Origin of the sequence: Yersinia aldovae ATCC 35236 (assembly GCF_000173735.1) — a bacterium.
In the GTDB taxonomy this organism is placed as follows: Bacteria; Pseudomonadota; Gammaproteobacteria; order Enterobacterales; family Enterobacteriaceae; genus Yersinia; species Yersinia aldovae.
Map to the genome: position 1 here is coordinate 54,448 of NZ_ACCB01000026.1, position 7,443 is coordinate 61,890.

The following is a 7,443-nucleotide window of genomic DNA, read 5'->3' on the forward strand; positions in this document are numbered from 1 at the left end:
AACACCCACTTAAATTAACTGATAACAGATTGTCGAAGGTGATTATCATCGCTTTTTAAGATAGATTAAAAATAGAACCCATCGATTAAATAGATACATCATGCATTATTCCCCTGAAGCATTGGTCGCATTTGTCGAATCTGCCGCACTTGGCTCTTTTTCAGCAGCAGCTCGCAAACTGCGTAAAAGTCAGTCAACTATCAGTACGGCTATTGCCAATCTGGAAGCAGACCTTGGTTTGACGCTGTTTGACCGGCAGGCCCGTCAACCGGTGTTAACCGATAACGGCCGCCGGGTGCTGGCTCATGTGCAAGAGATATTGGCTGCCAGCGAGCGTTTGGATAATCTCTCCATCCGTCTGGCCGGCCAGGTTGAAACGCGGCTGACGTTCGTATTGTCCGATACTTATCAGCCGACACACCATGAAAGCCTGCTGCGTCGTTTTGAACAGCGATACCCGGATATCGAATTTGAATGCCTGATCGCCGAAGATAATGATGTTATCGACCTTTTACAGCTTCGGCGCGCCAATATCGGCGTGGTGGAAGTCCAACATCACTATCCGCCTGATATTGCGGCCAGCCGTTTACCGGCGCAGACTGAAATGGCGATATTCGTATTGCGTCATCACCCGCTGACAAATTTGCCACGAGTACACGCCGAGCAACTGGCAACCACCCGACAATTGTGCCTGAATACCTATAACCGAACTGAGCGTAATCAATCAAGAGGCCTTATCTGGTCTGCACCGAGCTACTTAATGTTACTGGAAATGGCGGAGCAAGGTTTTGGTTGGGCTATTTTGCCTCGCTGGTTGGTAGAACAGTTCGGGCATCAAAAATTGGTCGCACTGCCAGTATCGGATTGGCCGAGAATGATTTCGATTGATGCCGTTTGGTCGAAAAAAAGCCCGCCGGGGCCGGCAGGCTATTGGCTGTTGGATCAATTGACCGGTGGAAATAACAATATCAGCTAAATTTAGATTGCTGCATTGCGTGCCTGAATCGATTTTGCCACATTAGCCAATAACTCAGGGACATCCATTGGCGGCAGCACCACCTCGATAAAGGCCAGTTGATCACACTCTTCAAGCTGTTCCAGTACTTGTTGCAGTTGATCAACCTCAGTGACGCTGCGTGTTAAGATAGCGTTCCTCATGCCGAATACCCGCGGTATTTGGCTCCAATCCCATACGGCAATATCGTTATAAGGCTGCTGTGGCCCATGAATAGCCCGTTCTACCGTATAGCCTTGATTATTCAATAGGAAAATCACCGGTTTTAACCCATCGCGCAACAAAGATCCCAGTTCTTGTATCGTCAGTTGAGCAGCACCGTCACCCACGATCAATATGACCCGGCGTTCAGGCAACGCGGCCTGTACACCATAGGCCGCAGGCAAACTAAAACCAATCGAACCCCATAAAGACTGGCTAATAAAGATACAATCAGCAGGTAAACTTAATGTTGCAGCCCCAAAGCTTGAAGTCCCCTGATCAGTAATAACAATATCGCCTGCACGCAGAAAATGCTGAATGTGATACCAAAATGCGTGCTGATTAAGCGGATTATCAGGCAAGGATACGGGCAGGAGGCGCGTGACCCGCGGTTGTTGCCATTCGCTTTGCAAGGCTTTACCCAACTGATGCAAGGCGCTGACCGCTGCCGCCATTGGGATCTGACTGAAAATAGTGTTCCCAATCCGCACCTGCTCCGGTTGAATATCAATACCTTTATCCCGAAGAATATTCTGGCTAAATCCTGCGGTAATGGTATCAACAAACCATACCCCGACGGTGATTAGAACATCAGCTTCCTCAATATATTCTTTGACGAACGCATCACTGGCAGCCCCCGCGTAAGTACCGATAAACATTGGATGTGTCTCATCTAATAATCCTTTTCCCATCATCAGTGTCGAATGCGGAATATCCACCTCCGCCAGTAACAGTTGCAAGGGTTGTTGTGCGCCAAACCTACTAGCAAGAAAATCGGCCAATAGCGCAACTCGATGAGCTGATTGTAATTTTACTCGCGCAGCCTCGATAAACGCCTGAAGTGATGTCAGTGACAGCATCGGTTGAGCAAGCGCCAGCACACCCGATGGGGCAGATACCGCAGCCTCAGCGACATCACTGGGGAGTTGCAGATAAACAGGCCGACGCTGACTCAACGCCGCCGCCAGTAAGCGGTCAATCTCCGCCGCTGCATTATCTGCAGTTAAGCTGGTTTGCGCGCAGGTGACTTCTTTTGCCATACGCGAAAAATGACTGAAATCACCGTCGCCCAACGAATGGTGCAGTAGCTCACCGGCTTTCTGTGAGCGTAATGCTGGAGTCCCAATAATATGCACTACCGGAAGGTATTCTGCGAAGCTACCTGCAATACCATTAATCGCACTTAACTCCCCAACCCCCGCGGTGGTCAGCAAGGCTGCCGCAGGCATGACTCGGGCATAACCATCGGCGGCATAAGATGCATTAAGTTCATTAGCACACCCCATCCATTGAATAACCGGATGACTAATAACACTGTCTAAAAACTGGAGGTTGAAATCGCCCGGAACACCAAATAAATGGCGAATGCCCACCTGTGCCAAGCGATCCAGTAGGTAATCTGCCACTTTGTAGCTGCCGCTCATAATTACACCAGCCTTAATTAGGGTTATATTTCATTAAGTATTGAACAGTTAATCAATATATCTAATGTTTTATAAATATCTAATTGGCTAATATTGTCACTATTTCCTGACGCGTACGTTGGTTCCATAAACCGTGCGCTAATTTAGGGGGATAATACTGTGATCCCGCTATCTTGCATGGAGAGTGAAAACGCATACAGTAGAAGCGTTATTGACACTCGCCAATAAGGGTCATCATGGTCTATCAAGCATCGCCCTCCCGCTATCAAGAGATGGAATATCATCGTTGTGGTCGCAGTGGATTAAAACTTCCGGCTATCTCACTGGGCCTCTGGCACAACTTTGGTGACAGCACACTGTATGAAAACAGCCGTAACCTGATTCACCGTGCGTTCGATCATGGCATCACCCATTTTGATTTAGCCAATAACTATGGCCCCCCTCCCGGCGCTGCCGAGTTGAATTTTGGCCGAATTCTGCAACAAGACCTGCGCCCCTATCGTGATGAACTGATAATTTCTTCGAAAGCAGGCTATACCATGTGGCCCGGCCCTTATGGTGATTGGGGTTCGAAAAAGTATTTGGTTGCCAGCCTCAATCAAAGCCTGCAACGGCTGGGGCTGGATTATGTCGACATTTTCTACCATCATCGCCCCGACCCTCATACCCCGCTGGAGGAAACGATGGCGGCGTTGGGTCTGTTGGTACGCCAGGGCAAAGCGCTCTATATCGGCTTATCGAATTACCCGGCAGAGCAGGCACAGCAAGCATGTGAAATACTAAACGCACTGGGTACGCCCTGCTTGATTCATCAACCTAAATACTCAATGTTTGAACGCTGGATTGAAACAGAGCTGCAAGATACGCTGGATCAATATGGGGTGGGTTCGATTGCCTTTTCACCTCTGGCGGGCGGTTTATTGACCGATCGCTATCTGGCGGGAATTCCACAGGATTCACGCGCCGCCAGTGACAGTAAATTCCTTAATCCAGAACAACTTACCGCAGAGAAATTGCGTAAAGTACGGCAACTGAATGAACTGGCACGAAAGCGTGGGCAAAAGCTGTCACAAATGTCTCTGGCTTGGGTATTACGCGGCGGGCGAGTGACATCAGCCCTGATTGGGGCCAGTAAAATCAGCCAAATTGATGATGCTGTTGGCATGTTAGCCAAGACTGATTTCAGTGATGAAGAAATCAAGATTATCGAAAATATCTTGTTATAATTCATTTCATTACCATCAATAGGGTACACGAAGTACCCTTATTGGGTTTAATCACTGAAACGGATAAATCCTAATTAACTATTTTACAGTTTTATCCTAGCCTCAATTGCTCACCCACTGTTTAAGATAACACCATAGCCAATAATGACTGGGTAAGGATAAATCATGTTAAAAGTGGGTGATTTTACGCCGAGAATCGGTGTTTTTAAACCAATAGCATTAAAACCCCTATTATTGGTAACGATATTAGCCTGGTTACCCCTCATTCCAATGGCTAATGCTGAAAGTATTGAGTTATTACCCAGCGTTTCATTACAAATTGGTGAACAAGACAGGGGAGGAAATTATTGGGATGGCTATGACTGGCGTGACCGCCAATGGTGGCAGAACCATCAAGGGCGGGATTTAGGCGACCGCAACCGTCATGGACATTACTGGGATGGCCACCGCTGGCAAGGCAAGAATTGGTGGAAAAAGAACTACTATTACCGTGAAGGACGTTACTGGAAATACGATAAGCACGATAACCGATATGGTGATAAGCATAAGCACGGAAAAGGACATGGGCACGGCCATCACGATGACTAACTAACTGACTAACTAATAGACAGGGCGGATAGCTTATGAGGTATCCGCCTGACAGACGCTGGATTAAAGCAGGCTAATCAAGAGATAAGCATTCAATCCGATCACCACCACCACGATCAGTTTCCCCAAACCCTGAATCAGTTTCGAGTTAACCATATCCCCCATCAATTCTTTATTGCCGGTGAAGACCAGCAGTGGCACCAAAGCCAGTGCAATCCCAAAACTCAGTAGTACCTGACTCATCACCAATATTCGCGTCGCATCCATCCCCATCAGAATAACGACAAAGGAAGGCAGCATCGTTATTGTACGACGTACCCAAATGGGGATATAAAAGCGCACAAAACCTTGCATCACAACCTGCCCTGCCAGGGTACCTACCACCGTAGATGACAACCCTGCGGCCACCAGACTCAAACCAAAAATAGTCGCTGCTGAATTACCCAGTAACGGTTGCAGTGTCAGATAAGCCTGCTCAATTTCTGCAATACTGCCATAACCGTTGAAGTGAAAGCCGCCGCTGCCGTTGCCATCATTGCCAGATTAACAAACCCGGCAATCGTCATGGCTATCGCCACATCCAGTTTGGTTGAGGCATAACGATCTGCTTTAGAGTTTTCATTTGCTGTTTGCGTTAACGACGAATGCAGATAAATAACGTGCGGCATAATGGTGGCCCCCAGCACCCCTGCGGCTAAGAATACCGCATCACTGTTTGGTAAATCGGGGATAAGCATCCCGCGGCCCAACGCGGCAATTTCGGGCCGAGAGAACACCAATTCGACAATATAAGCCGCCGCGACAAACAGTAACAGGCCACCAATAACCCGTTCGAGCGGCTTTTGCCCACGATTTTGCAACATAAGAATGAGGAAAGTCGCAATGCCGGTCAGTATCGCGCCCTCCAAAAGAGTCACGCCCAACAGCAACTTAAAACCAATGGCGGCACCGATAAATTCAGCCAGATCGGTCGCCATCGCGATAATCTCTGCCTGCACCCAATACGCCCAAACCGCAGGACGAGGGAACCTATCACGGATGTGCTCAGCCAAATTCTTGCCCGTAGCAATGCCGAGTTTGGCTGACAGCAGTTGGATCAACATCGCCATAAAATTGGCCCACACCACCACCCACAGCAAGGTATAGCCGAATGAGGCCCCAGCCTGAATATTGGTGGCGAAGTTACCGGGATCAATGTAGCCAATCGCTGCGATAAAAGCAGGCCCCATCAGGGAAAGCTTTATCCTCCTTGATGTACGGGGCGTATCGACAGCACGGCTATTTAGCATATCAGTATTACCCTCGGAAAATTTATGGCTACTCTCTAGCGCTAATATTAGTTAAATGATAATAATTATCAAGCGCATTTGTAGCGATAAAACTTATCTCTCTGATAGCTTATTCCGAATAATCATTACATAACGCATCGCGAACTTTAGACCCAATCACTACCATTATCGAAAATAACATAATTACACTACTCGAGAAGCAAATTATTAACATGTGGTTTTTTGTGATCAAGCCCGCTAATTTGTTTGCATTTATGAAAGTGACTTTCTATATTTGCTGCCTACATCTCGTTTTTAATGTACCCGTTACATAAAATGTCCACCGAAATCTAGCCTGCCTCAAATTTGGAGCACACATGTCCCATATTCTGCAGTTTGCGTTGGCCTTAGTCGTGGTGGCCATATTAGCGCTGGCGATCTGTAAAGATCGTAAGAGCATCCGCATTCGGTTTGTTATTCAATTGCTCGTTATTGAAGTGTTATTGGCGTACTTCTTCCTGCATTCGGAAGTTGGACTGGGTTTTGTGAAAGGATTCGCCGGTTTATTCGATAAATTACTCGGATTCGCCGCTACCGGTACTGATTTTGTTTTCGGCAATATGGGTGATAAAGGCCTCGCGTTCTTCTTCTTAAGAGTGCTGTGTCCTATCGTCTTTATTTCTGCTCTTATTGGTATTCTGCAATATATCAAAGTGTTACCAGTAGTCATTCGAATAATTGGTACTTTGCTGTCCAAAGTTAACGGCATGGGTAAGCTCGAATCATTCAACGCTGTCAGCTCACTGATTTTAGGCCAATCTGAAAACTTTATCGCTTATAAAGACATTTTGGGCAAAATGTCTGAGAAACGGATGTACACGATGGCTGCGACCGCCATGTCTACAGTTTCTATGTCGATCGTCGGCGCATATATGTCGATGCTGGACGCAAAATTCGTGGTTGCAGCGCTGGTACTCAACATGTTCAGTACCTTTATCGTGTTGTCGTTGATCAACCCGTATAAAGCGGAGGATGAGGAAGAGCTGCAACTGAGCAACCTACACGAAGGCCAAAGCTTCTTTGAAATGCTGGGTGAATACATCTTAGCCGGTTTCAAAGTCGCCATTATCGTTGCAGCTATGCTGATTGGTTTTATCGCATTAATTGCCGCAATGAATGCTTTGTTCAGCCTGCTGTTCGGTATTAGCTTCCAGGGTATCTTGGGTTATGTCTTCTTCCCATTTGCCTGGGTCATGGGTGTACCAACTCATGAAGCCTTGCAAGTCGGCGGTATTATGGCAACCAAACTGGTTTCTAACGAATTTGTCGCGATGATGGACTTGCAGAAAGTCGCATCAGAATTGTCACCACGCAGTGTCGGTATTCTGTCCGTCTTCCTGGTTTCATTCGCTAACTTCTCGTCTATCGGTATTGTTGCCGGGGCGATTAAAGGGCTGAATGAGCATCAAGGTAACGTCGTTTCTCGCTTTGGTTTGAAACTGCTGTACGGCTCTACATTGGTCAGTGTACTGTCCGCCTCTATTGCGGGTCTGGTACTCTAAGGTCAGGCAAAAAAACGCTTAAAGAGGCGCTACGGCGCCTTTTTTTATGGCTCTGATTTGTGGATGAGTTATTTGCTGAGAGAATGTTTCTTGGCAGGTTAAAAGAGTGAAGATATCAGTAGATAATAAATAGATGGGGAAAACGTTATTTGGGAGTTT

Annotated in this window: 5 protein-coding genes and 1 pseudogene; 4 read left to right on the forward strand and 2 right to left on the reverse strand. The window is 47.1% G+C overall.

Annotated elements, in window-relative coordinates:
• Nucleotides 1–100: 100 nt before the first annotated feature.
• Complete coding sequence (locus YALDO0001_RS12950; RefSeq protein ID WP_004703849.1) at nucleotides 101–976, forward strand: LysR family transcriptional regulator; 876 nt, start codon at nucleotides 101–103, stop codon at nucleotides 974–976.
• A 2-nt stretch (nucleotides 977–978) separates the two neighbouring features.
• On the opposite strand, the gene YALDO0001_RS12955 is transcribed toward YALDO0001_RS12950, so the two are convergent.
• Nucleotides 979–2,640, reverse strand: coding sequence for an alpha-keto acid decarboxylase family protein (locus YALDO0001_RS12955; RefSeq protein WP_004703850.1), 1,662 nt, complete (start codon nucleotides 2,638–2,640; stop codon nucleotides 979–981).
• A gap of 236 nt (nucleotides 2,641–2,876) precedes the next feature.
• On the opposite strand from YALDO0001_RS12955, the gene YALDO0001_RS12960 reads away from it, so the two are divergent.
• On the forward strand, nucleotides 2,877–3,866 hold the full coding sequence (locus tag YALDO0001_RS12960; RefSeq protein ID WP_004703851.1) for an aldo/keto reductase: 990 nt from the start codon (nucleotides 2,877–2,879) through the stop codon (nucleotides 3,864–3,866).
• 165 nt (nucleotides 3,867–4,031) lie between these two features.
• The gene (locus YALDO0001_RS12965) at nucleotides 4,032–4,454 is read left to right on the forward strand and encodes a DUF2502 domain-containing protein (protein WP_072078103.1); all 423 of its coding nucleotides are present in this window, start codon (nucleotides 4,032–4,034) and stop codon (nucleotides 4,452–4,454) included.
• Nucleotides 4,455–4,517: 63 nt separating this feature from the next.
• Here the strand turns inward: YALDO0001_RS12965 and YALDO0001_RS12970 are convergent.
• Nucleotides 4,518–5,743: pseudogene (locus YALDO0001_RS12970) on the reverse strand (Nramp family divalent metal transporter).
• Between the two features lie 356 nt (nucleotides 5,744–6,099).
• Between YALDO0001_RS12970 and YALDO0001_RS12975 the strand changes: the two are divergent.
• Nucleotides 6,100–7,284 carry a NupC/NupG family nucleoside CNT transporter gene (locus tag YALDO0001_RS12975; protein WP_004703856.1) on the forward strand — a complete coding sequence of 395 codons (1,185 nt, stop codon included), beginning with the start codon at nucleotides 6,100–6,102 and terminating at the stop codon, nucleotides 7,282–7,284.
• The last annotated feature ends 159 nt before the right edge of the window (nucleotides 7,285–7,443 follow it).

Coding starts and splice junctions, on each gene's coding strand:
- YALDO0001_RS12975 (WP_004703856.1), top strand. CDS start 6,100: ATGTCCCATATTCTGCAGTTTGCGTTGGCCTTAGTCGTGGTGGCCATA.
- YALDO0001_RS12950 (WP_004703849.1), top strand. CDS start 101: ATGCATTATTCCCCTGAAGCATTGGTCGCATTTGTCGAATCTGCCGCA.
- YALDO0001_RS12965 (WP_072078103.1), top strand. CDS start 4,032: ATGTTAAAAGTGGGTGATTTTACGCCGAGAATCGGTGTTTTTAAACCA.
- YALDO0001_RS12960 (WP_004703851.1), top strand. CDS start 2,877: ATGGTCTATCAAGCATCGCCCTCCCGCTATCAAGAGATGGAATATCAT.
- YALDO0001_RS12955 (WP_004703850.1), bottom strand. CDS start 2,640: ATGAGCGGCAGCTACAAAGTGGCAGATTACCTACTGGATCGCTTGGCA.